Below are 23,474 nucleotides of genomic sequence, written 5' to 3'. Positions count from 1 at the left end.
GGGTCGTTTCCGCCGATGAATTCGCAACGGGCGGCTTCAACGATCGACCATCGGCAGGACGGCGATCATTTCTCCGTCCTCGTCGATGCCTTGTTCCACGAAGCCGGCTGCGCGATAGAGGTGGCGTGCGGCCTCGTTCTCGGGCTCGTAGCAGATCGAAACCTCCCTGATATGGTCGAGATTGCCGATCTCGTCGAGCAAGGCGCGCAATGCGGCCTTGCCATAGCCTTTGCCCTGGTGGGCGCGGTCGATCATGAAGCGGTAGACCAGCGCCTCGTTGTCCGACGCATCGTACATCAGGAAACCGACGACACGGGTCCCAGCCATGATGGCGCGCGGCCGCGCGTCTTCGTCGGTTTCGGCTTCTTCGAGGGACTCCGCATTGCTGGCGACGAAATCCCTCTGCTCCGGAGCCAGTTCCAGGGCCGCGACCAGGGCGCGGTTGGCCCTGGTCACGGCAACGAGACGGATGTCCTCGGTGTTCAAGCCGATGCCTTGGCCGAGGACTCGGTGATCGGCTCGACGAAGCGATGCAGCTTGGCCGGGTTGCCGCGCCAGATCGAGTTGGGCTCCAGCTCTTCGCCCTTCATGACGAAGGAGTCGACATCGACCACCGAGCCTTCGCCCATGACGACGCCGTAGTGGACAAAGGCGGAGGGTCCGAGCGTGCAGCCCTTGCCGATGCGGATGAAGTCGGACTTGAAGGCGCCTTCTTCCAGCGAATGGGCCTGGATGACGCAGCCCTCGTTGAGGGTGGCGTCGTCGCCGATCTCCACCAGCGAGCGTTCGGTCAGATTGCTGCCGCCGTCATAGACACGGCTGCCGATCTTGACGCCCAGCATGCGCAGGATCATCGGCCGGAACGGCGTGCCGGCGAACAGCCGCACGATCGGCGAATCCGCCAGCTTCCAGTGGCGTTCATGGCGCCAGAACGCGACGTCGTAGATCGTCGTCATCTGCGGCTTCAGCCTGCCGAAACCAAGACTTGCCCGTTCCACGAAGATGTAGAAGGGAATGGTGATCGCCGAGGTCAGGAGCACGGCGACGAAGAGTGCGACTTCAGCCCATTCGGTATAGTAGTTCAGCGCCCGGTCCCAGATCGCCAGCGTGGCGAACAGCATGATCCATTGCGTCGCCACGAACAGCAGGATCGTCACCAGATTGTGGCGGTTCTTCAATGGGATGCGCCGGCGCCGGTCGTCCTCGTCGATGCCGGCGATGAGTTCCTTGTCGCGGTTCACCATGCGCGGGATTTCAAAGGCAGGCGAACCCAAGAGCCCGACATTCTCGCGCAGCGGCCCGTCGATGGGGATCATCACCTTGGTGCCGAGCAGGACGTTGTCGCCGGTGCGGCCGTCCGGCGGATAGTAGATGTTGTTGCCGAGATAGTTGCGCTCGCCGATCCTCGTCGGCTCGAGCCTGAAGGCGGCGGCGGATTTGTGCATGTTGATCATGAACAGCCCGTCCGACACCATGGTCTCGGTGCCGATCTCGCACAGAAGCGGGTTTTCGTGCTGCTGGTTGGAGCCGAAATTGGAGCCGGTCTGCACCACCTTGTTGAGATTCCAGCCGATCGCTCGCATGTAGTGCACGATGGCAGAGCTGTCGCCGGCCAGCAGCCCGAGCACGCGCGAGTTGCTGGAGAATTCGGCGACGGTCTGCAGCCAGTAGCGGAAGCCGTACAGCGTGTAGGTGCGGCCGGGCTTCAACAGCAGGCTGACCAGGCGCGGCACCAGCGTCGCCGCCAGGAAGGATGCGGCCATGTAGCCGAACAGCGTGACCGTGGTGCCGATCGCGACGACGCCGATGGTTTCCTGGTAGTCGTCGCCGACATTTTCCCAATAGCTGTGGAACAGGAGCGGCAAGGGGGTGACGATGGCAAACAGGCCGATCAGCTGAACCGCTTCGAACAGGAAGCGCCGGATGTTGGACGGATCGACATTGCGCACCTTGCAATAGTCGGCCGTGGTCGGCACGGCCGGCGAGCCATGCCAGCGTTCGCCGTCGGGGATGCTTTGGCCGCGGTGCAGCGAGGACGAATGGCCGAGCTGGGCGCCGTCGCCGATCCTGGTGTCGATGTCGAGCGTCGAACCGACGCCGACAAAGGCATCGCGGCCGATGGTCAGCGGCCCGGTGTGGATATAGCCGGCCTGCGCCCGGAAGCCGAGGATCATCGATTCCTTGCGCAGGATGGTGTTGGCGCCGATCGAGATGAGATCCGTGCAGACGGGCACGGATTTCGATTCGATGACGGCGTTCTTGCCGAGCCTGGTGCCGAGAAGCTGCAGGTAGATGCTGTAGAGCGGGCTGCCGCGGAACAGCACGACGGGCGCGGTGCGGATCAACGTCTTGACCACCCAGAAGCGGAAGTAACGCACGCCCCAGATGGGAAACGCCTCCGCCTTCCAGCGGCCGACCAGCACCCATTTGGCGAGGACGGCAAAGCCCGACATGCCGAAGAACACGGCGGCCGAAAGCGCCACGCACCTGATGTAGAGCTGCAGCGGATCGTCGAGCGCGTCGTACATCCAGTTGAGGCCGCCATTGATCGCCCACAGGGCGCCATAACTGTAGAGCCCGTAGAACATCAGCTGTGCGGCGCCGCAGGTCCAATAGGCAAGATTGGAGGCCCGCCGCGTGAGGACGGGTTCGTTGGTGGCCGTCGTCATCTCGTCCACTACGCCCAGATGCAGCGCCAGCCGCGCCACGGTCGGGTGGAGGTAGATGTCGCGCATCGACGCCGTCGCCCATTCCTTCCTGGTGCGCACACGGGCGCAGAAATGCGCCATCAGCAGCGAGTTGGCGCCGAGATCGTCGAAGAAATTGTCCTCGACGGACACTTCGTCGAATTTCAGCACCGCGGCCAGCGCGTCGGCCAGGAAACGCTCGTCGTCATTGCTGGGCGCGACCATGGCGCGATCGGCCGAAAGCCGTACGCTTGTCGGCTTCGGCAGCTGGCGCAAATCCACCTTGTTGGAAACGGTCATCGGGATCGCCGGCAGTTCCTCCAGATAGGAGGGCACCATGTAGTCCGGCAGCCGCCGCTTCATCGTCCTGGCGAGGTCCGCGCGCGAGATCGCCGTCTGGCCGGCCTTGGCTGCGAAATAGGCGACGAGTTCGACGCGGCCGGGCTCGATCTCCCAGGTGGTGACGGCGGCTTGAGCGATCTCGGGCTGGTCGAGCAGCACCGCCTCGATCTCGCCGAGCTCGATGCGGTAGCCGCGGATCTTCACCTGGGTGTCGATGCGGCCGTTATATTCGATCTCGCTTTGGTCGTTGATGCGGCCAAGGTCGCCGGTGCGGTAGATGCGCTTCGACGGGTTGTTCGGCAGGCCGACGAAATCGGCGATGAATTTCTGTTCGGTCAGGTCGGGCCGGTTGAGATAGCCGACCGCGAGCCCGATGCCGGCAATGCCGATCTCGCCCAGTTCGCCCGGCTCGGCAAGCTGCGGCAGCGAAGCGTCGAGAATGACGATCGAGTAGGTCGGCAGCGGCGCGCCGATGGTGACGGGACTGTCCGGCGTCAGCGCGCCCATGGTGGCGGTGACGGTCGCCTCGGTCGGGCCATAGGTGTTCAGGATCTGCCGCCCCGGCTTCGACCAGCGCACCACCAGATTGTGCGGACAGGCCTCGCCGCCGACCAGCAGCGTGCGCAGGCTGGGCACATCCGATGTCATCGACGACAGCAGCGTCGGGCTGCAGGCGATGCAGGTGATGTCATGGAGCCGCAGGAAATCGGCGAGTTCCTCGCCCACCAGCGGCATCTGGCCGGGTGCCGGCACCACGGTTGCGCCGGCGACGAACGGCACCCAGATCTCTTCGGAGGAAAAGTCGAAGGCGATCGTCATGCCCTGGTAGACGCGGTCGCCCGGCCGGTAGCCGTAGGAGGCGGCGGCGACGCGGATGAAATTGACGAAACTCTGGTGCTTGATGACGACGCCCTTGGGCTTGCCGGTGGTGCCCGACGTGTAGAGGATGTAGCAGGTGTCGTCCGCTGAAGCGGCCTTCGCATGCGGCTTCAGCGGCGCGTCGGACTGTTTGGTGATTTCGGCGGCAGCGCTGTCGATCAGCAGATGCGGAACCGGCAGTTGATCGGCGCGCGACGCATAGGCGGCGATGGTGACGATCAGGCTGACGCCGGCGTCTTCGATGATGAGCGCCATCCGCTCCTCGGGGAATGCGGTCGCCAGCGGCACGAAGGCAGCGCCCGCCTTCATCACGGCGAGCAGCGCGACATAGGTCTCCGCCGAGCGGTCGAGGATGAGCCCGATGCGGTCGCCCGGCTTCACGCCGCGCTTGACCAGCAGGCGGGCGAACTGGTTGGCCCGGCTGTCCAGTTCACGATAGGTCCAGACACGCCCGTCGGAGATCACCGCCGGCAGCGCTGCGAACGTTTCGGCGAGCTGTTCGAAGACGGTGTCGAGCCGCTCGCCGGGCAGGCCATGGCGGGCAAAGTCGGCGCCCGTCAGGATTTGCCCGCGCCTGGCTGTCGCGGGAGCCGTTCTTACCAGCGCAGCGACACCTGCCGGGCCGCTTTCCAGCCCCGATCGTTCCGCGTCCAGTTCGGCGATATCGACACCGTGATCCATTTCCATACTTTCCCGTCCAGGCCGGGCATCGCCCGGCACGGCCATTTTTCCAGTTGTTATGGGTCGCTTATGCCATCCGATCTTTTCGGCAGTTTTTCCGAACTGTTGAATATTGTTTCTGAACTGTGTCTGGGCGGGGTTTTGAGCCTCCCTTGGCGGCTGCGCCCGGCGGCAACGCCGGCGCGCGCGCCAGCGTTTTTCTGGAACCAGCCTTGAGGCCCCGCATTCTATGAGCAGGGACTGAAGGAGCGTGTCGTGAAAGCGGTTTTGGGACTGGTCTGCGGCTTCGTGCTGACCCTTGCGGTCTTCGGCAGCGGACTGGGCTTCGCCGCCTGGCTGCTTGCCGCAAAGCCGCCGCGCCAGGCAACGGCCACCGTCAGCGTGGCGGAGCTGTGGACCAAGAAGGCGCGGCCGGTGAACAAAGCCGGGCAGGGCCTCGAACGCCTGCCGGCCGCCCAGCCGGCGCCGCCCGACGTCCCCGCCAAACCGCAGGAAACACCGCCCGACCCGACGGTCACCGGCGCCATCGCGCCCAAGGCGGCGGAATTGCCGTCTCCGCATCTCGCCTGGTGCGCCAGCCGCTATCGCTCCTACCACCCGGACGACAACAGTTATCTTTCCTACAGCGGGCAGCTGCGCCCCTGCATCTCGCCCTATCTCGAAGCCGCCGGTCAGGCCGGCCAGCCGGCCGCCGATGGCGGGGAAAACGGCGCTGGCCTTGGCGTCTACCTTGCCGACGATGACGGCGAAGCGCTTTCGGCCGACCATGTCGATTCCTGCTTCAGCCGTTACCGCTCCTACCGCCCGGAAGACAACTCCTACCAGCCCTATTCCGGCGGCCCGAGACGGCAATGCCAGTAGCCCCCGCGCGCCGCCGGCATGGCGATCCGATCGCGCGGATTTTCCGGAGCGTCCGCATTGGCGCGACGTTCAACCCTGACCCCAAGGAGGACTGACCATGAGCGACGACCGGGACGACAGAATTCGTGAGCGCGCCTACCAGATCTGGGAACGGGAAGGCCGCATGCAGGGCGACCCCGAACGGCACTGGCACCAGGCCGAGGCCGAGATCGACCGCGAGGGAGCCCTGCCGCTGACGGCGGACGATGCGCTGCCTGAAACCGGCGAGATCGCCAGCTCCGACGTGCTGGAGGTCGAGGCGCTGGCGGTGCGCACCGGCATCTCCGGCGACGAGGCACAGGAACTGCTCGACCGCCTGGGCAACGACCGCGCCGCGGTCGAGCAAGCCGCGCGCAGCCTCAAGGCCAAAGGGCGGCGAAACCCCGATGAGGGACTGGCGAAATAGTCGGAGGACGAAAAATGCCGGCTAGGCTGCGACGGCTGATCGGCACGAAAAGCCCGCGCCTCTGGCGGAGGACGCGGGCCGATCGGAGGGCCGATCTTCGGCAGGCGATGGAGGGCACCACCTGCCGCATCCACTAACAATTAGCTTTGGCTAATGTTCCGTCAAGTTGGATCTGAATTTACTGCGTTGGAATGTCGGCTGCCACCGCAATTGCGCCGCTGGCCTTGGTGGCCGCCGGCAGGCAGCTTGCGTCGATGGATAGGAATTTTTTCTTGACGGGGTGAGGGCAGCTATGCTACATTTTTGCCTATGGTGCTGATTTGCGCCAGCGACCCGCCGCCCAGGCGGGTTTTTGCGTTTTGGCCGGCGCTCGCCGAATTTCGACGTTGCCAGAAAGCGCCGACGCCAAAGCTGTCAATCTCCCCACTTGTGGGGGAGATGGCCGGCAGGCCAGAGGGGGGCGCCGCAGAGTGCCACCTTCGAACGGGTGGATCATTTGGATTGGAACGGCGTTGATCCCTGACACAACCGGGGAATGAGCATGGCGACAAGGCGCAGGCGCTGGTCGGTAGGCCGGGCCGCCCGGCAAGCGGAAACCTTGATCAGGGCCAATCCTAGCCAGGGAGAGCGAGATGATCCGAAAACTCAAGGACGGCAAATACCGGCTGTATTCGCGCAAGAAGGACGACAAGACCGGCAAGCGGCGCAACCTCGGAACGTTCGATACGCGCGAGGCGGCGGAGAAGCACGAGAAGGAGGTGCAGTATTTCAAGCGGCATTGAGAGGGGGCCTCTGGCTGTCGCGATGGTGACTCACCAAACGCCAATGCGGCCGGCGCTGAATACAGCCGTCACCCGCAAGATGTCTACGCCACGCGTGGTTGAGCTGGCCTGACCACGGTAGCGAGCACGATGCCGGCGACGATGAAGGCCGCACCGACCAGGTCGTAATCGTGCAAGCCCTCGCCGAGCAGCAGATAGGCGAGCATGGCCACGAACACCGTCTGCAAATAGAGCAGCATGCTTGCCCGGCTCGCGCCCAGCGTTTGCACGCTTTTGTTGTAGAGATAGTACATCAGGGCGCCGCCGGGGCCTGCCAGATAGGCGAGCGCGAGAACGCTGTGGACGTTCATGGCGGAGCGTTCGTCGTTGAACAATTCCCACAAATGGAAAGGCAAGGCGACCAGCGCACCGGCGCCGAGCAGCAGCACGACCATCGGCAGGAGTTCGATGCCGAATTTGGCACGGCGCAAAAGCACGGTGTAGAGGCCCCAGCAGAACGCGCTGCCGACGATCCACAGCTCGCCGGCGTTGACCTTGAGTTGCAGCAGCGCCGTCAAATTGCCGTGGGCAACGATGAAAATCATCCCGGCAAGCGCAACCAGCGCGCCAAGCGACTTCCACAGCCCGAGCGGCTCGCCAAGCACGAAACGGGCGAGCATCATCGTCATGACAGGCGACAGCGCCATGATGATGCCGGCCGTGGTGGCGTCGGTGTGGTTGAGGCCATGGTAGATCATACCTTGGCAGAGCGTCAGGCCGATCGCCCCCACCGCGACGACCTCCAGAGCGCGCGTTCGCAAAAGCCCGATCATCGCCTCGTGATGACGGTGCACGATCGGCAGCAGGATGGCGCAGGCAAGCGTCAGCCGCCAGAAACAGAGACCCCAGGGCGGCATTTCAGGCGCCACCCATTTGGCCGCGATATAGACACCGGCCGAAAGCAGCCAGCACAGGACGGCGGCCGGATAGCCGGCCAGGGAAGAGCCGGCCACGGGTTGCGCGGCTTGATGCGCTATCGGCATTGCCTGCATGTCATGCCTTCCTCGATGATTTCGGCCAGACGGGGCAACATAGCCTGTGTCGTTGGGGCGTGCATCCGTTTTGAAGGGGTGTGGAGGAAGCTGGGCTTGGCCGATCGCGAAAACGATGTCAGTCCGCCTTGTCGCCGGAAGGCATCGCGGAAACGTCCATCCACATCGCGCCCACGGCATGGCCATCGGGATCAGCGAGGTCGCGTGTATACATGAACCCATGATCTTCGACTGGATTGATGTCGGCGGTGCCACCGTTCGCGGCAGCAGCTGTGGCCATCGCATCGACCGCCTCGCGGCTGTCCAGGGACAGCGCCAGCATGACCTCGCTGGACGTTGATGGCGGGATGGGGCGCGTGGTCATGGTCTGCCATTTTTCACGGCTGAGCAGCATGAAATTGATGTGATCGCTCCACACCATCCCCGCCGCCGCCTCGCTGGTGAACCTGGGATTGTTCTTGAACCCGAGCGATTCATAGAACGCCATGGATGCCTTCACGTCGCTCACCGGCAGGCTCACGAAAATCTTCTTGCTCATCGATCATTCCTTTGGTTGTCGAGATGCCAGCGAGTGGCGCTTGCTGTAAGACGGGTGACCGCCCGTGGATCCGACACCGCGGCTCAACTTTTTTAAATCGCTAGCGCGGCGGCGCAGATGCCGAGGCGCAAGCGCTGGTCGACCGCCTGGGCAGCAACCGCGCCGCAGTCGAGCAGGCCGCGCGCGCCTCAAGGCCGAGCGGAAATCCTGATTAGCCAGGGAGAGCGAGATGATCCGGAAACTGAAAGGCGGAAAATACCGGCTGTATTCACGCAAGAAGGACGAAAAGACGGGGAAAGGCGGAATTTGCGGACGTTCGATACACGCGAGGCGGCGGAGAAGCATGAGCGGGAAATTCAGTATTTTAAGCGGCATTGAACAAGCCATGTTCGCTCTTCCAATTGGACACTTGTGAGCGCGAAATCAGTCAGATCGAACCGCTCCTCGCGCAGTTCCAGCTCTCAACCTTCGCTATTCTTGCCCACACACTGCTCCAGAGAAGACCCGCCAGGACGAAGATGAAGTCATTCGTGGTTGTCGCAATCGGCGGTCGTTAGGACTTTTCGCACACGATTGAGGAGTCGGAAGCCTTGCTTTTCACCGCCAATCCTGCCCGCTGCCGTCGAGACCCATCGACGGAAAATTAGTACGGCCCGAGCAAATCGAGACCATCGCGCTTGCCATTTAAGCGACAGCAGACCAGTGACATCAAATTAAACTTGTATATATTGCTCGTCGGTATTGCTTCGCGCGACATAAATTGATTCATAATTACAGAAACGTGAATACTGTTAGTGAATGATTTTGCTTTTTGGGAGGGGAAGTGACCGGATATGAATATCCTATCGTACAATCCTGGCCACGATGGTGCCATAGCCTTTCTTCAGGACTCCCGTCTGGTCTTTTCCATTGAAGCAGAGAAGGACTCCAACTACAGATATTCCGCGATTTCAGTAGCTGACGTGCTTGACGCCATCGGCGAGCTCGATGTCATTCCAGACGTCATCTGCATGGGCGGCTGGTGGCTGCGTGATCATCACGAGTATCTACACGGGTCCCACAGGAACGGTGGGTATCGAGGCGTCTCTAGCAACAGCGCCATCATAGACAAGGGCAGGCTTCTGCGTGGTAAGGCCGACTACTTTTCCTCCTCCCATGAGAGGTCGCACATCCTCTGCGCGTTCGGCATGTCGCCTTTGCCCAAGGGAACCGCCTGCTACGCATTAGTGTGGGAAGGAGAGATGGGTACGTTCTATGATATCGACTCCGAGTTCAACATCACGCCAATCGCCGACGTACTGACCCAGCCGGGAAATCGATACGGACTGCTCTACGGCCTAGCTGACCCTATGTTCCCCAAGGACGGGCCGTACCCCCGCGCCTCTGACGCGGGAAAGCTGATGGCCCTCGCTTCGTTCTCGAAGCGTAGTGCCCCAACCAACGAGGAGAGGGACCTGCTCCGCTTCCTTCTGAATGGTCCCTATCCAAAGCTCAGCGACTACGATCGCATCGCTCAGGCGCCGCATCTCGACGCAGGCCTTGATGATCACGAATTCCGCAACTTCGCAGGAATCTACAGCGATGCGATCTTCGACGTTTTCTATCAGTTCGCGAGGACAAATCTGGAGAAAGGGCGACCGCTGGTGATAGCGGGCGGTTGCGGTCTCAACTGCGACTGGAACACCAAGTGGAAGGAGACAGGCCTCTTTTCTGAGATATTCGTCCCTCCGGTTGCGAACGATTCGGGGTCGGCAATTGGCACGGCCATCGATGCGCAGTTCCGACTTACTGGCAATCCGAAGATCGACTGGAACGTATACTCGGGCCTGAGCTTTCGCGCCGAAAGCGCAATGGATTCTGGTAGATACGATGTGTACGAGAAGAATCACGACAGGGTCGCCGACATGCTAGCCCATGACCTCATTCTGGGCTGGGCGCACGGCAGATACGAGATCGGCCCCCGCGCGCTAGGCAATAGATCCATCCTCGCTGCTCCGTTTAGTGACGTGACAAGAGTGCGACTAAACGAGATCAAGCAGCGCGAACAGTTCCGCCCAATCGCCCCCGTTTGCCTTCGGAATGATGCGACGAGGTGGTTCGGATGCGATCAAGAGAGCCCGCATATGCTGTATACATATCACTCGACCACGGACGAACTCCGGGCCGTCACGCACGTGAATGGAACCGCCCGCCTCCAGACGGTCACCCCCGATACTAACAGCGATCTGTACAGCCTCCTTGTCGCGTTTAAGGCTCGCACTGGCTACGGAGTCTTGTGCAACACGTCTCTCAACTTCAAAGGCAAGGGCTTCATCAACAACATGACCGATCTCGATGCATATGCTTATGAGCATGGTCTTGACGGGTTCGTCGTGGAGGGACGAGCACATCTTCTCAAGAGTTCCCCGCGATACCAGGCGTACCTGAACGCGGCAAAGCCTCAAGTCGCAGATCGCTTGCCTGCTTAGTGCAGGAAATCGGACAAACTTTGCGTGGCGGTTGGCATGCGCGGAAGCCCTCAGTTCTCGAACGAGCTACCTCAGGGACTATGACAGACATGAATCCATATCCAGTCGGCTTCGAAGAACACGAGGACCTTCGATCCGCTTTCATCCGCGAGATCACCTTGCAGCAGCTAGAAGTCTCGACGAGAGCAGTCGAAGACCTCAACGTGGAGGCGGCCTCGATTCCAAGAAGGCTTGTCAGATACTGGCACGATCCGGCCAACCTGCCGCAGGATGTCCGCGCCTGCCTCGAAAGTTGGGATCGCCTCGCCGACGACGGCTTCGAGTTCCATATGTTCGACGACGCAAGCGCCGCAGCCTACATCGCGGATACCTATGGCAGACGGGAGCGCGAAGCGTTCGGCCGCTGCAGCCATCCGGCGATGCGCTGCGACTATCTGCGCATGTGTTTTGTGCTCGCGGAAGGCGGCCTGTACGTCGATGCGGATGACGTGTTGCTCGGAGATGGCTGGAAACACATCTTTCGGGACGGCAAGCTTAAGATGCAGCCGCTGTGTTACGACATCACAGCTAGCGGAATGATGCCAAATGCCGAGATATGGCGATCGGATCTGCCCACGGACGGCCGTATCTTCTACGTCAACAATGACCCGATCGCTGCACCTGCCGATCATCCTGTCCTGCGACGCGCGCTTTTCCGCGCGACTGAAAAGCTGCTCAGCGAAGATCGTTCTCCCGAAATCCAATCCACGACGGGGCCCGGCAACCTTACTGCTGCGCTGGCAGTCCATGCGCGCGAACTGCAGTTGGTTGGTCTTCCGTTCGATTTTGAGCTACTCCGCGATTGGGAGTTGATCGCGGAAATGCGCTGGGACCTGTCTTACAGGGCGGATATCCGCAATTGGCGCAACGTGTACGGCTGCTAAGATCCGATGCGCAGCGAGTTCGTGAAGTGAATCTCCAGAAAACCTTCGGTCGGGTCCAGAGGCTCGCCTTCCGCGCGTCACGCATAATGTTCGGCCTGATTCATGGTGGTCGGATCTCGGCGTTCGGTTCGGGCACGGGGAAGATCGGAATGGTCCTCATCGTGAATTTGGACCGGCAACCGCAGCGGCTGCGGCGGACGCTACGCGAGCTAGGTCGCTTCAGAACCTCTGACGGCGTGTCTCTGGCCTCCCTAGCGCGGCGGCTGCCGGCGATAGATGCTCGCGACGGTCGTGCCGTAGCAGCAACCGCTGATGTCGACCAGACTTACGTTCTTGGCGATCAACTCTACGTTCAACCAGATGGTAGACTGGAGGAGTGCTTTGGCGTTGAGGAGCCGATCAGGATGACACGGCAAGAGGTAGCCGTCGCCCGATCGCACATTGAGGCATGGAAGGCCATCGTCGCAGGCACCTGCGAGAACGTTCTGGTGCTTGAGGACGATGTCTGGTTCAGATGCGGCGCCGCTGCAGCGATCGACCGGGGGTGGCGCGCAGCAGGCAGGCGTTTTGCGGGCGAGAGAGGTCCTCGTCTGCTCTATCTCTCCTACGAGGATGCCGGCGGAACGGCCACACGTGTCGATATCTGCGACGCCTTGTTTCGCCCGAAGCGTGGACTCTGGTTTCTGTCGGGCTACGTCCTTTCTCAAGAAGGTGCGGAGGCCCTGCTGCGCTCGATGCCGGTCATCGGCCCTGTCGACATGTGGATCAACTATCGTTTCGATGAGCTTGGCGCGCTTGCACTGTCCTCGCCAGCAATCCTGCAACGCCCGGATGGAGGCTCGGACAACTGCTATTCCGTCCTACCTTACCTCGCACGAGCTGGGATCGTTGATGCAAATGCCGTCCATGTGCCACGCAGAGCTGCCGTTGGCCCCGTACTGGCGTGGACCGCTGGTCGGGACCGGGAAGGTTTGGCCATGGCATTGTCGATGCTCGGTCTTCGTGTGCGGGTGTTCGATGGTGATGAGCACACGATTCGAGAAAATGAATTGACGGCTCTCCTTGAGACATTCGACGCCCTCGTCGACGCTCCGCTGTCGGCGGGCGCGACCTCCGCTGCAATCAGGCGGACGAGCGCTAAGTTCGTGTTCGAGGCGGATGCCTATCTCGGTTGCGGGATCGAACTAGATCGCTTGCCCTCCGCCAGAACTGCGGTCTTTCCAAACTATGAGTCGGGCGACGCTTCTTGGCAGCCGCTTTGCGCCCTGTTAGGTCTCGCATTGCCGATCCAGGCTTTTCCCATCGGTCCCCCGCGGGAGTGGAGGGTCTTCCGCGACGACCGTGCGGCAGCACTGCGCCTCGAGAATAGTGCCGCGCCTTGGGCCGGTCCGATTGATGAATCGCCTTGGATACTTCTTCCGGGAAGCGGCTGGCCTTCGTCACCACCGACGGACCAAGCCGTGCAACCCTACGGCACGTGCCTTGTCCGGGCGACGATGACGACCCCGACACCACTGCTCCCAAGACGCGTGGAGACGTTCCCAGGAAATCTAGCCGCATTTGCCCAGGAGGGTCTGGTGCACGATGCACGCGGGGCACACCTCGTTCTTAGCAAAACGGCGCTCGGAGATAGACCGTATCGCTCCGGCGCCTTTGCCTCCGTGCGCACTTTCGGGCACGGAAGGTTCGAGGCGGAGATAAGAGCCGCCCGAGGTTCAGGCCTCGTTACGGGCTTCTTCCTTCACCGGGACTCACCTCGGCAGGAGATCGATGTCGAGCTGACCGGTAATGACCCGTACGGCATGCTAGTCAATGTCTATTTCAATCCTGGAGACGATGGGGCGTCGATAGGTTTCGGCTATCGGGGTTCGCCCTGTCGTATCGAGCTCGGGTTCGACGCTTCCTTGGACTTCCATCATTACGCGATCGACTGGAGTCCAGGTTGCATCTCTTGGTGGGTAGATGGCAGAGCCGTCCACGAACGTGTGGGATGGGATCCAACCCCAATTCCGCATCTTCCAATGCGTCTGCACGCCAATCTATGGATTCCTCGTTCGGAGGAACTTGCTGGACGGATTGATGACAGCGCCCTACCTTCGACGGCAACGTTCAGGAACGTATCGATTTGGGCCTGAGTACTCGTCGAAATGTGCAATCGGTGGATGAACTAAGGGCAGCTCATATACGCTGCACCAAACCTGCTAGGTTGGCTGCCGGCTCTATCAAGATATTCAGTGTGTCGCCGGGTAGCGGCCGCAACTGGCGGACCTTCCAATTTCTCGCACAGTTGCCAATCCACCCCTCCGCATTAACCATTCGTTAACCATTCCCTCGCTAGCGTTTACCTCTCAGTAAGGATTCGCCAGCCGTGACCTTTGCCGCCCCCCTCGAGGCCAAATCCATTCGTTTTCGCGCCCGCTCTTTCGTCGCTTTCACATTGACGCCGGAGGCGCCTTTGGACGTGTGGCTGGAGGGGCTGGATCACTGGATCGGCAACTCGCCGGGCTATTTTGCCGGGCGGCCGGTGGTGCTTGATCTCAACACCTTGAAGCCCGATGTCGCCGCGATCGAATCGCTGGTCGGCGTTCTTGGCCATCGCGGCATCCGCATCTACGCCATCGAGATCGACGGCCACGCCGCACTCGCGCCCAACCTGCCGCCGGTGCTGGTCGGCGCCAAGGAGGCGACGACGGATGGGTTGCTGCCCCGCAAGGCGCGGGAGGATGTTTCCGGAGAGGGCAAGGCCGAGGGCAGGGTGCCTGAAGCCGGCGCGGCCAAGGTCGCCGACGGCAAGGCTGGCGCAAGCAAGGCGGGCGATAGCGAGCCGCAGGTTGAAGCTTCGGGCACGCTGATGATCAAGGCGCCGATCCGCTCCGGCCAGGCGATCGTGCATCCGCATGGCGATGTCATTGTGCTCGGTTCGGTCGCTTCCGGCTCGGAGATCATCGCGGCGGGCTCGATCCATGTCTATGGCACGCTGCGCGGGCGCGCTTCGGCGGGTGCGCTGGGCAACAGGGGCGCGCGCATCTTCTGCCGCAAGAACGAGGCGGAGCTGCTGGCGGTCGACGGCTGGTATGTCACCGCCGAGGAGATGGAAGGCGTTTCGCGCGGCAAGCCGGTGCAGGCGTTTCTCGACGGCGACGCCTTGCGGGTTTCGACGCTGAGCTGACATTCGTTTCGATATTGGGGCGGCCGATGGTCGCCCGACCAAGAACAACAACAACGGAGGCTTTTCAATGGGCAAGGTAGTGGTGGTCACCTCGGGCAAGGGGGGCGTCGGCAAGACGACCTCGACGGCGGCCCTCGGGGCGGCCGTGGCCAAGACCGGCAAGAAGGTGGCGCTCGTCGACTTCGACGTCGGCCTGCGCAACCTCGACCTGATCATGGGCGCCGAGCGGCGCGTGGTGTTCGACCTCGTCAACGTCATCCAGGGCCAGGCGAAACTCTCGCAGGCGCTGATCCGCGACAAGCGGGTCGAGACGCTGTTCCTGCTGCCGGCCTCGCAGACGCGCGACAAGGATGCGCTGACCGAAGAGGGCGTCGGCGAAGTCATCGACAAGCTGCGCTCGGTGTTCGACTACGTGTTCTGCGACAGCCCGGCCGGCATCGAGCGCGGTGCGCAGCTCGCCATGCGCTTTGCCGACGAGGCGGTCATCGTCACCAATCCGGAAGTGTCGTCGGTGCGCGATTCCGATCGCATCATCGGCCTGCTCGATGCCCGCACCTTGCGGGCCGAGCAGGGCGAGCAGATCGCCAAGCATGTGCTGGTGACGCGCTACGATGCGGCCCGTGCGTCGCGCGGCGAGATGCTGTCCATCGACGACGTGCTGGAAATCCTGTCGGTGCCGCTGCTCGGCATCATTCCGGAAAGCCAGGATGTGCTGCGCGCCTCCAACCTCGGTTCGCCGGTGACGCTGTCTGAGCCGCTCAATTCCGCTGCCAAGGCCTATATCGACGCCGCCAGGCGGCTGGAGGGCGAGGAATTGCCGGTCATCGTGCCCTTCGAGCGCAAGGGCTTCCTCGATCGTCTTTTGGGAAGGAGGGCGGCATGAACCTGCTCGACATCTTCAAGCGGCGCTCCAGCGCCCCGGTGGCGCGCGAGCGGCTGCAAGTGCTGCTCGCCTATGAGCGCCGCAACCGCAGCCAGCCCGACCTCGTCTCCATCCTGCGCGAGGAGATCATGGCCGTCATCGCCAAGCATGTGCAGATCGACCAGGACTATCTGCAGGTCTCGATGGACCGCGGCGAGACCATGTCGACGCTGGAAATCGACATCCAGATCCCCAACAAGAGCGCCGTGCCGCTGGCCATGGCGGGGTGAGGGCAACTTAGGGGGAGCCGCGATCCTTCGCGCCCCCCTCTGTCCTGCCGGACATCTCCCCCACAAGTGGGGAGATTGGCAATTTCTGCGCTTCAGTTCTTCTTGCAACGTTGGCGATTGGCGAAAGCCCGCATGACCTCCAATCTCCCCCCGTGTGGGGGAGATGTCCGGCTGGACAGAGGGGGGCGCTGTCCCGCCGGCAGAACCGGCTTCGCACCCTCGCACCGCATCGCTCGCGCCGTCCAAACCCCTAAAATGTCCCAAATTTACCTTTGTGCCGACGGGGCTTCCCCTGCGCAAGCAGCGGATGTAAGGATATATTAGCAATTTGTTAAGTTCTAAGCGAGGTATGCGTAAGGGGAGTTTGGCGATGAACTTCAGAGGCCTGATCAAGCGTGCTGAAGACGTGGATAAAGCGATCCAGGACCTGCAGATCGATTTGGCGGACGCGCTGGATGCAAGTCTCGACGCCGACGACCTGGCGCCGCCAGAGAGCGACGATGTGCCGGATGCCCAGGCGGCACCCGATGACGGGCCACCCCAGGCCGATGCGGCAAATGACGACAATGCCGGGAATGCCGATAATGCGGGCGCTGCGGACAGTTCCGAAACCGCGCCAAGACTGACCGCCCATACACAGACCCGGCTGGCTGCATTGAGCGCCTTCGAGGGGCTCTTCCACGACGCCAGGGACTATCTGGAGGAGATCAACGACAAGCTGTCGGAGATCGGCACCTCACACCATCTGACGCGCGAATTCCTCAACATCCTGCACAGCGACATCCTGCGCGCCAACGAGCTGGAGGTTGCCAATGCCGCCCTGGCCGCCGAACAGAGGGCGCTGTCGGAAAAGCTGCACGACGCGGTGAAAAAACTGCGCGAGCGTGACGGCGCGTTCGAAGCGCTGCAGCAGCGCGAGACAAGCCTGGTCCAGGACCGGGAGACGCTTCGTGCGGCACTTGCCGCGGTCAGGCTGGAACTCGTCGAGACAGCCAATGCGAGCGCCAAACGCGAGGCGGAGTTCGGCGACATCGCCAAGCGGCTGACCGCCAGGACGGTCGAGGCCAACAGGCGCTTGCGCGAAAGCAAGATGCTGCGCGAAAAGCACGTCAACCTGTCGATCGAACTCGACAAGGCGCTGAAGCGGGAATCGCAGGCGCGCCACAGGCTCGACGAGCTGTCGGCGGTCCATGCCACCGAAGCAGCGCGGCTGGCGGAGCTGCTGGCGGCGCTCGGCAAGAGCGAGAAAGAGGAGATGCGGCTGCAGAAGTCGCTCGAGGCGGCACAGGCGAAACTGTCGGAAACGACCGAAGCGGCCCACATGATGGAAGGCGACAAGGAAGCCGAGCTGGCTCGCAGCCAGGCGGAAATGCGCGGGCTGAGCTCGGAGATCCAGAACCTGCAATCGCGGCTTGAGCAAGTGTCGAGCGAAAACGGCGAAGCCGCAGGCGAGATCGCCAGGCTCAAGAGCGAACTGAACGATGCCCTTGCCGAAAAGAAGATCGCCGATGAAAGATTGTCCGCGCTGAGCCAGGAGAGCGAAAGCGACAAGATGAGTCTTTCCAAGGTGAACGCCAACCTTTCTCAGCTGACGCTGCAACAGGCGTCCGAACAGATACAGTTCGACGTGCAGAGGCAGGAGTGCGAGGACCTCAAGGCCGAAATCGCCTCGCTCAATGCCCGGATCAAGGAACTGCTGCCCTATGAGCGGCTCCACAAGGCCACCAATGGCAGGCCGCGCGAGGACGGCGTGGTCGAGATGGCCGGGGCGATGGCGAAGAAAGCACGGACGACGGGCAGGCGGCGCATGCGCAGGAATGTCGGCGCCGCCACCTGAAGCGTGTCGCGCCTGAAGGGGTTCAGGCTACCAGATCTTTGTTTGTGCATGGGAGGCCGGCACCTCACCCGGAGAGTAAGCCCAATGGGGCACCGGCCAGGCGGATCGACAGGTCCGCCGCACAGGCAAGGTAGCGCGCCTCGGTCCCGCACGGCATTGGTGCGATCACGGAAGGTGCCAGCGGCAATTCCCCTGGCTTGTGATTCGAACCCTTGCGACGACCCGCCGGCCGGAGGCTGCAGACACGCCCAGGATAAGATCGCGGGCCGGCCCGGCGCCTTCTCAGTCGAGCGGTTCGTGCTGGTAAAGCTCGTCCATGCTGAGCGAGGCCAGGGCGCCGAAAGGGGCCTGCTTTTTCACGCGGCCGCCGCTCAGGATGACCACGTCGTCGCAGAACGAGATGGTGCTGTGGTGATGGCTGATGACGATGGTCGTGCGGCGGCCGGCTCTCGACTTCAGGGTCTCGACGATGGCCGCTTCCGACAGCCCGTCCACGGCATTGGTGGCCTCGTCCAGGATGAGGAGATCGGGATCGCGCACCAGGGCTCTCGCCAAGGCGATGCGCTGCCTCTGTCCCGCCGACAGATTGACGCCCCTGTAGCCAACCAGGGTCTCGTAGCCCTGAGGCAGCCTTTCGATGAATTCATGCGCTTCGGCCAGTCTTGCGGCGGCCTCGGCATCGCCGGCAGTCGCGGCATCCTGGCCGTAGGTTATGTTTTCAAAAATGCTGCCGTCGACCAGTTCCAGTTCCTGGCTGGCCAGGGCGATGTGCCGGCGCCACTGGCTGGCATCGATCCGGTCGAGCGGCGATCCATCGACGAGGATGCTGCCGGTGTCCGGTTCGACGAAGCGGCACAGGAGATTGACGATCGTCGTCTTGCCGGCGCCCGAGCGGCCGATCAGCGCCGTCGAGCGGCCACCGCGGATCTCGAATGTCGCCGCGTGCAGCACCACCTCGCGCCGGTCCGTGCCGGAGTAGGTGAATGTCACATCGTCGAACTTGATGCCCTGGCGCAGGCCGTGGAATGGCCCGTCGCCTTGCGGCGGTTGCGGCTTGCCTGTGGGATCCAGCAGCCAAGTCACCTCCTCAAGCGATCCGCTCAGGCCTTGCAACTGGCTCCACGACCCCTGCAGGGCCCGCATATGCGGCTGCAGCCTGTAGAGCAGGATGACGAAGGCGATGATCAGCGGGAAACTCACCTGCGCCAGCCAAGCGCCGATCACCACGGCCAGGAACAGCATGGCGTGGAGAACCTCCGTCAGCGGCGGCAGCGCTCCCTGGCGCACCAGCAGCGCGAAGGAGGCGCGGCGAACCGCATCCGACGCCGTGTCGAATATCGCCTTTTCCCGGTTCTCCTGTCCGAAGATGCGGATCAGCCGTCCGGCATGCACAAGGTGAAGCATCTGCGAGGCGAGGTGGCCGTTGCGCGAGGCGACGCTGCGGCTTGGCTCCTTCAGATTGGCTGAGAGGATGGCGTGCGCGATCTGGACGAGCGCCAGTCCGAGCGTGACCAAAAGCGTCATGCGCCACGAAAGCAGCAGCAGGAAAGCCAGGAGGATGATGGCGGCCGATGCGCTGACGATGGCCGACAGCATGATCTGGATCGCATCGGAAGCCCGCCAGGATTCGTTGGAGATGATGTTGAGCAGGCGTCCGGGATTCTGCCGCAGGAAGAACGGGTAGCCGACCCGCAACAGCTGCTCCGACAGGGCGCTTCGGATGGAATGGCTTGCCTTGCCGGAGATGAAGGTCGTCAGCAGCGTGTTGGCGAAGGCGAAGACGTTCTTCAGGATGATCGAGCCGAGGATGGCGGCCGAAATGACGGTCAGCCGGTCGCGCTCGCTCAAGCCCGATCCGACGTGCTGGAGGACGGCGGAGAAGCCTGCCATTCCGGCGGCATCCCCGTGTCCCATGATGATGCCCAGCAACGGGATGATCAGGCCGATGCCGAACCCTTCGAGGACGGCGCTGACCAGGCCGAGAACCACTACCGCCGGAAGCAGGCGCAGTTGCCGCTTTCCGAACGCCCGGAACAGCATCGGCAGGTTTGGCGGCAGCATTGGCATTACAGCGTTTCACCTCGCCTGGGCATTGGCTTGTTGATCTTGGCGCACCGGTTCGGCCCGCGGCCGTCTGACCAGCAGGAGAACCGCGAACCTGGCCGCGCCGAGCAAATTCATGGCGACGATCGGCCAGTGCGGCAGGTTGAGTTCACGATCGAAGGCGGGTCCTCCCGCCAGTTCCCGGAAAGCCCCTCTTGCGGCCCAGTAGAAATGGCGAAGCAGCCAGGGCGCGTGGCGAACATGCTTCAGGCAGAGCCCGCCATTGCCCAGGCTGTAGTCGCGATGCAGCTTTTCGATGGCTTTGCGATCCCGCCGGCCGTGATGGTGGAAAATCGTCATGTCAGGCACATACTCGACCGCGATGCCGAGCAGCATCGCGCGCACGAGATAATCGGTATCCTCGGCCGACCGCAATGGTCCGCCGGCGCCGAAGCGTTCGTCGAAATAGCCGATGCGGGCCGCGACATCGCGGTGCATCGTCATGTTGCAGCCCAGCACGAAACCGCCGGGATGAACATCTGGCGTCAGCCGCTCGCGCGCCCACGACCGCTTGATGGTGAACGGCAAATCCCTGGCATCGCCAAGCTCGACACGTCCGCCCCGGATGAGCCATTGTTCCCCGGACGCATAGTGTCGCTCCAGATCGCGCAGATAGTCGCGATGAACCGCGCAGTCGTCGTCGACGAAGACCAGCACACGGCCGCGCGCGCGCCTCAGCCCGGCGTTGCGCGCAGCCGCCAATCCGGGGCGCGGCTCGCAAACGGGCGTGAACGGAATGTCCGACGCAGCCGCGATGCTGGCCAGGCGTTCGGCCGTGCAGTCGCTCGAACCGTTGTCGACGACCACGAGTTCGGCGGCGAAGCCGGCATGTGCGCGGCATGCGGCTTGCACCGACTTGATGCAGGCATCGAGCACGGCGACGCGGTTGCGCGTGCAGATGATGAAGCTGACTTCCGGCGCCGCTCGTTCCGGGCGGGGACCGGCCGGGGCGGGCCCAAGCGCCGTCGAACGATCGCGCTGCAGGGGTTGGTTGGCTTTGACGATCATGCTCCGCCCGCCTGATAAGGTGCCAGAACCGCCGCGGCGGGCGCGGATTTGAAGAAGTATGCCATGGCGTCGGCTTGCCTGGCGGCCGACAGCGAGGCGCGGCTGAGCCAGGGCGCCCAGGCGCCGGGCCGCAGCGCATATTGTTCGCGGCGCCGGATGACGTTCCATTTCGCGGTCCGCGTCAGCAATTCATGGGTGAGCGCGGGCTGCTTTTCGTCGGCGACGAGCTGGTAGAGGAAATAGAACAGGTTCAGCGCGCCGGCCTCGAAGCTCGGCCGCGTCGCCGCCGGCAGCGAGCGGATCTCCTCCTCCAGCGCGACGATGAAGTCGGCCGCACGGGCGACGGTGCCGTGGCTGACCGCATCGCCAATGTCGCGCAGGTCCCGCGTGGCCTGCGCCAGGCCCTCGCGCTCGAGGTTCTCAGCCACGATCCGCAAATGCGTCCTGCGCATCTCCTTGACGTGCCGGCTGGTCACGCTTGCCTCATGGACGCGGTAGACGACCAGGTTTTCGGGCATCATGGCTGCCGGGTAACGGCCGGCCAGCCGCCTGAAAAGATCGAAGTCCTCGGCATGCCGGTAGGCCTGGTCATAGTGCAGGACGCTGTCGTCGATGACCTTCCTGTTGTAGACGACCGTCGGGTGCATGAAGATCGTGAAGAACATCGCCAATACAGGGATGCGGCCGAACTGGAACACCGGATCGGGCCTGCCCCTGGCGATGCGGCCGCGGATCAACATGTCGACGCCGGCGCCGCAGAAGCCCAGTTCGGGCCGCCGCTCGAACAGCGCCACCTGGCGCGACAAACGCCAGGGATAGGCGACGTCGTCGGCATCCATCCGCGCGACCAGTTCGCCCCGGGCGATCGCCAGCCCTTCGTTGAGCGTCGCGACAAGGCCACGGTTTTCGCGCGAGATGATCGAAATGCGGCTGTCGGCCTTTTGGCATCGCTCGAGTATCTCGAGCGAATTGTCGGTCGAACCGTCATCGATCGCGATGATCTCCAGGCGACTGTGATCCTGCCGCAGGATGCTTCCCAGCGCGGTGGCGAGATAGGGACCGGCATTGTAGACCGGCAACAGGACGGAGACGAGCGGTGCGGCGGTCATCGTCTTGCATCCGTGCGCTGGAGTTCGAGCGCCGGTGTGCGGCCATCGGGCGATCCGCCAGCCGCCGTCGCGAGCCAACCGCCATGGCTGCCCTGTGCGGAGCGGGTGCGCGCGACATAGGGGAAGTGGCGCTTCAGGCTGTTGAGCGGCCTCTCGAAAACCGCCCAGGAAATCGAGGCCGCGACAATCGTGGCGGCGCTCGCAACCAGGAAACGCCCTGGCCCTTGCTCCGAGACGTTGAGCGGAATCCAGGGTTGCGCCTTGACGGCGAGCGACAGCAATATCGGATGATAGAGATAGACGCCGTAGCTGATGCGGCCGAGGCCAAGCAGCGGCGGCAGTTCGGCAAGCTTTCCCAAAGTGCCGCCAAGGCCGCGCGAACAGGCTGCGACGATGACCATCAGCGGCACCAGCGGCAGGACTTGCCGCACCAGCCAATGGGTCCATTCGAGCATCGGATCGGCGGGCGCAGGCACAAACCACTCGATGACAAGGAATGCGGCCGCGAAGGCAGGCCAGCTGAGCCGCATCCAGTGCGGCAGGGCCGCGCCCCTGGATCGCCAGCAGGCAAGCAGCGCGCCCGTCGCCAGCGCATCCATGGATGCCGGCGGCAGCAGGTCGCGCGCCAGCGTCGTGTTGGCGGTGAGCGGCCAGTAAAAGCGATAGGCCAGCGACAGTGCGATGACGCCGATGCAGATCTGTTCGAAGCGGCGGCGCGGGGCCAGCAGGACGACCAGCGGCCAGGCAAGATAGAACTGCTCCTCGATGCTCAGGCTCCAGAAATGGCACAGCACCCAAGGGTTCCAGTCATTGCGCAGCGCATACCAGAAATTCGACAGGTAAAGCGCATGCCAGACCAGCGATCCCCTGGATTGGTCCAGGTCGACCAGCCAGACGAAACCCAGGACGGCGAAATAGGGCGGAAATATCCGCAAGCCCCGCCTGATATAGAAGGATCGCAGCGCGGGGCCGGTCTCGAATTCGGCGGCCGAACGCGCTTCCAGGAGCAGGCGCGTGATCAGGAAGCCGCTCAGCACGAAGAACAGCCGCACGCCGATATGGCCCCAGAATGAAGATCCTCCCGCGGCGAAGAAATGGGAATACAACACCATCGTCACGGCGATGGCTCTCAACGCATCCAGTTGGATGTCGCGTGCGCTTCCCATCAGCGGCATCCGCCAGCGTGATGGCCGCGACCAAGCCGCCAGCCGGCCGTTTCGAGCGGCAGGCCAAGGCGGACGAGACCCGCCAGAGCGCAGGCATCGTCGAACCTACGCTCGAAATCGACGGACGGGTGGCTCAAGCTGGTCAACCTGGCGGGATCCTCCACGGCGCATATCCAGTCGCAAACGAGTCCCCCAGGAGATCGTTCGGCTACGGCATTGTGCGGCGCAACACAAAAAATCTACCCAGCTGAAATACTTATGTGAGCAAGTGCTAAAAAAATGAGAAAACCGAG

The 23,474-nt window shown here is 62.9% G+C and carries 19 protein-coding genes; 11 read left to right on the top strand and 8 right to left on the bottom strand.

The window, feature by feature from the left end; translation table 11 throughout:
- Nucleotides 1-36: 36 nt before the first annotated feature.
- Together AC0L2D_RS03845 and AC0L2D_RS03840 are read right to left on the bottom strand one after the other, a co-directional pair.
- Nucleotides 37-486 carry a GNAT family N-acetyltransferase gene (locus AC0L2D_RS03845; RefSeq protein WP_473540398.1) on the bottom strand — a complete coding sequence of 150 codons (450 nt, stop codon included), beginning with the start codon at nt 484-486 and terminating at the stop codon, nt 37-39.
- Nucleotides 483-4,595, bottom strand: coding sequence for a Pls/PosA family non-ribosomal peptide synthetase (locus AC0L2D_RS03840; protein ID WP_473540397.1), 4,113 nt, complete (start codon nt 4,593-4,595; stop codon nt 483-485). The genes AC0L2D_RS03845 and AC0L2D_RS03840 overlap by 4 nt, the downstream gene beginning before the upstream one ends.
- Before the next feature lie 249 nt (nt 4,596-4,844).
- Between AC0L2D_RS03840 and AC0L2D_RS03835 the strand changes: the two genes are divergently transcribed.
- The 3 genes from AC0L2D_RS03835 (at nt 4,845) to AC0L2D_RS03825 (ending at nt 6,677) form a co-directional block, all read left to right on the top strand.
- Nucleotides 4,845-5,450 carry a BA14K family protein gene (locus AC0L2D_RS03835; protein WP_224621822.1) on the top strand — a complete coding sequence of 202 codons (606 nt, stop codon included), beginning with the start codon at nt 4,845-4,847 and terminating at the stop codon, nt 5,448-5,450.
- A gap of 97 nt (nt 5,451-5,547) precedes the next feature.
- Nucleotides 5,548-5,895 (top strand): DUF2934 domain-containing protein, encoded by a 348-nt coding sequence (locus AC0L2D_RS03830; protein ID WP_224621821.1) that lies wholly within the window; start codon nt 5,548-5,550, stop codon nt 5,893-5,895.
- 632 nt (nt 5,896-6,527) lie between these two features.
- Complete coding sequence (locus AC0L2D_RS03825; RefSeq protein ID WP_086081318.1) at nt 6,528-6,677, top strand: hypothetical protein; 150 nt, start codon at nt 6,528-6,530, stop codon at nt 6,675-6,677.
- An 83-nt stretch (nt 6,678-6,760) separates the two neighbouring features.
- Here the strand turns inward: AC0L2D_RS03825 and AC0L2D_RS03820 are convergent, their stop codons facing one another.
- Together AC0L2D_RS03820 and AC0L2D_RS03815 are read right to left on the bottom strand one after the other, a co-directional pair.
- A complete protein-coding gene (locus AC0L2D_RS03820; RefSeq protein ID WP_473540396.1) occupies nt 6,761-7,708 on the bottom strand; it encodes a DMT family transporter in 948 nt (315 codons plus the stop codon).
- A gap of 118 nt (nt 7,709-7,826) precedes the next feature.
- Complete coding sequence (locus AC0L2D_RS03815; RefSeq protein WP_473540395.1) at nt 7,827-8,246, bottom strand: VOC family protein; 420 nt, start codon at nt 8,244-8,246, stop codon at nt 7,827-7,829.
- A 229-nt stretch (nt 8,247-8,475) separates the two neighbouring features.
- Between AC0L2D_RS03815 and AC0L2D_RS03810 the strand changes: the two genes are divergently transcribed.
- The 8 genes from AC0L2D_RS03810 (at nt 8,476) to AC0L2D_RS03775 (ending at nt 17,795) form a co-directional block, all read left to right on the top strand.
- Nucleotides 8,476-8,661, top strand: coding sequence for a hypothetical protein (locus AC0L2D_RS03810; RefSeq protein WP_473540586.1), 186 nt, complete (start codon nt 8,476-8,478; stop codon nt 8,659-8,661).
- A 418-nt stretch (nt 8,662-9,079) separates the two neighbouring features.
- Complete coding sequence (locus AC0L2D_RS03805; protein ID WP_473540394.1) at nt 9,080-10,714, top strand: carbamoyltransferase C-terminal domain-containing protein; 1,635 nt, start codon at nt 9,080-9,082, stop codon at nt 10,712-10,714.
- A gap of 89 nt (nt 10,715-10,803) precedes the next feature.
- Nucleotides 10,804-11,637, top strand: coding sequence for a glycosyltransferase family 32 protein (locus tag AC0L2D_RS03800; RefSeq protein WP_473540393.1), 834 nt, complete (start codon nt 10,804-10,806; stop codon nt 11,635-11,637).
- Nucleotides 11,613-13,772 carry a family 16 glycosylhydrolase gene (locus AC0L2D_RS03795; RefSeq protein WP_473540392.1) on the top strand — a complete coding sequence of 720 codons (2,160 nt, stop codon included), beginning with the start codon at nt 11,613-11,615 and terminating at the stop codon, nt 13,770-13,772. Before AC0L2D_RS03800 ends, AC0L2D_RS03795 begins: the two co-directional genes overlap by 25 nt.
- Nucleotides 13,773-14,005: 233 nt before the next feature.
- A complete protein-coding gene (minC, locus tag AC0L2D_RS03790; RefSeq protein WP_473540391.1) occupies nt 14,006-14,806 on the top strand; it encodes a septum site-determining protein MinC in 801 nt (266 codons plus the stop codon).
- Between the two features lie 67 nt (nt 14,807-14,873).
- Nucleotides 14,874-15,689 (top strand): septum site-determining protein MinD, encoded by an 816-nt coding sequence (gene minD, locus AC0L2D_RS03785; protein ID WP_013530671.1) that lies wholly within the window; start codon nt 14,874-14,876, stop codon nt 15,687-15,689.
- Nucleotides 15,686-15,958: a cell division topological specificity factor MinE gene (gene minE, locus AC0L2D_RS03780; RefSeq protein ID WP_024501686.1), complete on the top strand. Its 273-nt coding sequence runs from the start codon at nt 15,686-15,688 to the stop codon at nt 15,956-15,958. Before minD ends, minE begins: the two co-directional genes overlap by 4 nt.
- Nucleotides 15,959-16,328: 370 nt before the next feature.
- Nucleotides 16,329-17,795: a coiled-coil domain-containing protein gene (locus tag AC0L2D_RS03775; protein ID WP_473540390.1), complete on the top strand. Its 1,467-nt coding sequence runs from the start codon at nt 16,329-16,331 to the stop codon at nt 17,793-17,795.
- A gap of 282 nt (nt 17,796-18,077) precedes the next feature.
- On the opposite strand, the gene AC0L2D_RS03770 is transcribed toward AC0L2D_RS03775, so the two are convergent.
- Genes AC0L2D_RS03770 through AC0L2D_RS03755 form a run of 4 tightly spaced genes read right to left on the bottom strand, consistent with a single transcriptional unit; the run spans nt 18,078 to nt 23,181 of the window.
- The gene (locus AC0L2D_RS03770; protein ID WP_473540389.1) at nt 18,078-19,862 is read right to left on the bottom strand and encodes an ABC transporter ATP-binding protein; all 1,785 of its coding nucleotides are present in this window, start codon (nt 19,860-19,862) and stop codon (nt 18,078-18,080) included.
- A gap of 9 nt (nt 19,863-19,871) precedes the next feature.
- A complete protein-coding gene (locus AC0L2D_RS03765) occupies nt 19,872-20,906 on the bottom strand; it encodes a glycosyltransferase family 2 protein (RefSeq protein WP_473540388.1) in 1,035 nt (344 codons plus the stop codon).
- The gene (locus tag AC0L2D_RS03760; RefSeq protein WP_473540387.1) at nt 20,903-22,015 is read right to left on the bottom strand and encodes a glycosyltransferase family 2 protein; all 1,113 of its coding nucleotides are present in this window, start codon (nt 22,013-22,015) and stop codon (nt 20,903-20,905) included. The genes AC0L2D_RS03765 and AC0L2D_RS03760 overlap by 4 nt, the downstream gene beginning before the upstream one ends.
- A complete protein-coding gene (locus AC0L2D_RS03755) occupies nt 22,012-23,181 on the bottom strand; it encodes an acyltransferase family protein (RefSeq protein WP_473540386.1) in 1,170 nt (389 codons plus the stop codon). The genes AC0L2D_RS03760 and AC0L2D_RS03755 overlap by 4 nt, the downstream gene beginning before the upstream one ends.
- Nucleotides 23,182-23,474 lie beyond the last annotated feature (293 nt).

This window comes from Mesorhizobium sp. WSM4833 (genome assembly GCF_055811095.1).
Note: the sequence above shows the minus strand (reverse complement) of the source record. Positions and strands in the feature narration are given on the sequence as shown.